The following is a 2,197-nucleotide window of genomic DNA, read 5'->3' on the forward strand; positions in this document are numbered from 1 at the left end:
TGGGGGTGCGGCCGGGGGAACCTCGGGCGGGCGGCGCGGTGGGGACCGTGCTGCCCGGCCCGACAGAGGGTGTGACATGTACAATTGCATGTATCACATGGCGTTGGGAAGACCCGGGGAGCCGTCAACTTGTACCCCTGGACGGCCGGTTGGCGCGGCCGGCCCGGGACGGGGGCCTCCGGACCACCGGGTGAAGAGTCGACGAACAGTCAGTCGCAGGGGTTGGAGGACCCGTTACCGGCTAGTAGCCTACGGCGACGTGACCGAGACCCCTGACACCCTCTCCGCTGCCCGGCCGCGCCGCCGCCGGGTCCTCAAGGCCGCCGCGCTGACCGCGGGCGCCGTCGCCGTACCGCTGGGCCTCGGCGGGGCCACCGCCTCCGCCGCGCCCACGCCCCAGTTCCTGCACGGCGTCGCCTCCGGCGACCCGCTGCCGGACGGCATCCTGCTGTGGACCCGCGTCACCCCGTCCCCGGACGCCGTACCTGGCTCCGGCAGAGGCCAGGACACCGCGGTGGTCTGGCAGCTGGCCACCGACAAGGCGTTCACCGCCGTCGTCGCGAGCGGCACCGTCACCGCCACCGCCGCGTCCGACCACACCGTCAAGGCCGACGTCCGCGGCCTGACCCCCGACACCGGCTACTGGTACCGCTTCACCGCCGGCGGCGTCACCTCCCCCGCCGCCCGCACCCGCACCACCCCGGCCGCCGACGCCGCGCTGAGCCACCTGCGGCTGGGCGTCGCCTCCTGCGCCAACTGGGAGGCCGGCTACTTCTCCGCCTACCGCCACCTCGCGGCCCGCGGCGACCTCGACGCCTTCCTGTTCCTCGGCGACTACATCTACGAGTACAAGTCCGGCGAGTACTGCGCCCGCGGCACCGTGGTCCGCCCGCACGAGCCCGCCCACGAGATCACCACCCTCGCCGACTACCGCATCCGGCACGGCCGTTACAAGACCGACCCGGACCTGCAGGCGCTGCACGCCGCCATCCCGACCGTGGCGATCTGGGACGACCACGAGTTCGCCAACGACGCCTACTCCGGCGGCGCCGAGAACCACACCCCCGGCACCGAGGGCAACTGGGCCGACCGGGTCGCCGCCGCCAAGCAGGCCTACTTCGAGTGGATGCCGGTCCGCCCGTCCGTCGCCGGCACCACCTACCGCCGGCTGCGCTACGGCAAGCTCGCCGACCTGCACCTGCTGGACCTGCGCTCGTTCCGCTCCGAGCAGGTCAAGGCCGGCAACGGCGACGTCGACTCCGCCGACCGCACCATCACCGGCCGCGCGCAGCTGGACTGGCTGAAGGCCGGCCTGTCCGCCTCCGACACCACCTGGCGGCTGATCGGCAACGAGGTGATGATCTCCCCGGTCGCCTTCCTCTCGCTGCCCGGCTACCTGCTGCGCCCGCTCGCCAAGCTGCTCGGCCTGCCCGGCGAGGGCATCGCGGTCAACACCGACCAGTGGGACGGCTACACCCACGACCGGCGCGAACTGCTCGGCCACCTCAAGCAGAACGGCATCGGCAACACCGTCTTCCTCACCGGCGACATCCACTCCGCCTGGGCCGCCGACGTCCCGTACGAGGCCGCCACCTACCCGGCCTCGGGCAGTGTCGCCACCGAGTTCGTGGTCACCTCGGTGACCTCGGACAACATCGACGACGTCCTCAAGGTCGCCCCCCAGACCATCTCGCTGCTGGCCGTCGCCGCCCTGGAGGCCGCCAACCGCCACGTCAAGTGGATCGACCTGGACTCGCACGGCTACGGCGTCCTGGACATCACCCCGCAGGCCGCGCAGATGGACTACTACGTGCTGTCCGACCGGACCCGGCAGGACGCCACCTCCAAGTGGACCCGCTCGTACCGGACCCGCTCCGGCACCCAGCAGGTCGAGCGGGTCTACGCGCCCGTGAAGTGACACCCCGCCGGCCGCGCCGCCTCCCGGGCCACCGGGCGGCGGCGCGGCCGGTCCCCGGTTCCGGTTCAGGCCTGCGGTACGGCCAGGCTGTAGCGCTGCTTCTCCTTGCGGGTGGCGCCGAGCCGGTCGTAGAAGCGGATCGCGCCCTCGTTCCGGACCGGCGTGTTCCACTGCACCTCGGCCGGCCCGCGGGCGCCGGCCTCGGCCACCACCGCGCCGATCACGAGACCGCCGAGGCCGAGGCCGCGGTGCTCGTCGCGCAGGTAGAGGCAGTCCAGG

At 73.1% G+C, this 2,197-nt stretch carries 2 protein-coding genes; one reads left to right on the forward strand and one right to left on the reverse strand.

The window, feature by feature from the left end:
* Positions 1-259: 259 nt before the first annotated feature.
* The gene (locus AA75_RS32310; protein ID WP_033823898.1) at positions 260-1,918 is read left to right on the forward strand and encodes an alkaline phosphatase; all 1,659 of its coding nucleotides are present in this window, start codon (positions 260-262) and stop codon (positions 1,916-1,918) included.
* Positions 1,919-1,983: 65 nt separating this feature from the next.
* Here AA75_RS32310 and AA75_RS32315 read toward each other — a convergent pair.
* A partial coding sequence (locus AA75_RS32315) for a GNAT family N-acetyltransferase (RefSeq protein ID WP_033823899.1) occupies positions 1,984-2,197 on the reverse strand: 214 nt, incomplete at its 5' end.

The sequence above is a fragment of the Kitasatospora sp. MBT63 genome (assembly GCF_000710465.2).
GTDB lineage: Bacteria > Actinomycetota > Actinomycetes > Streptomycetales > Streptomycetaceae > Kitasatospora.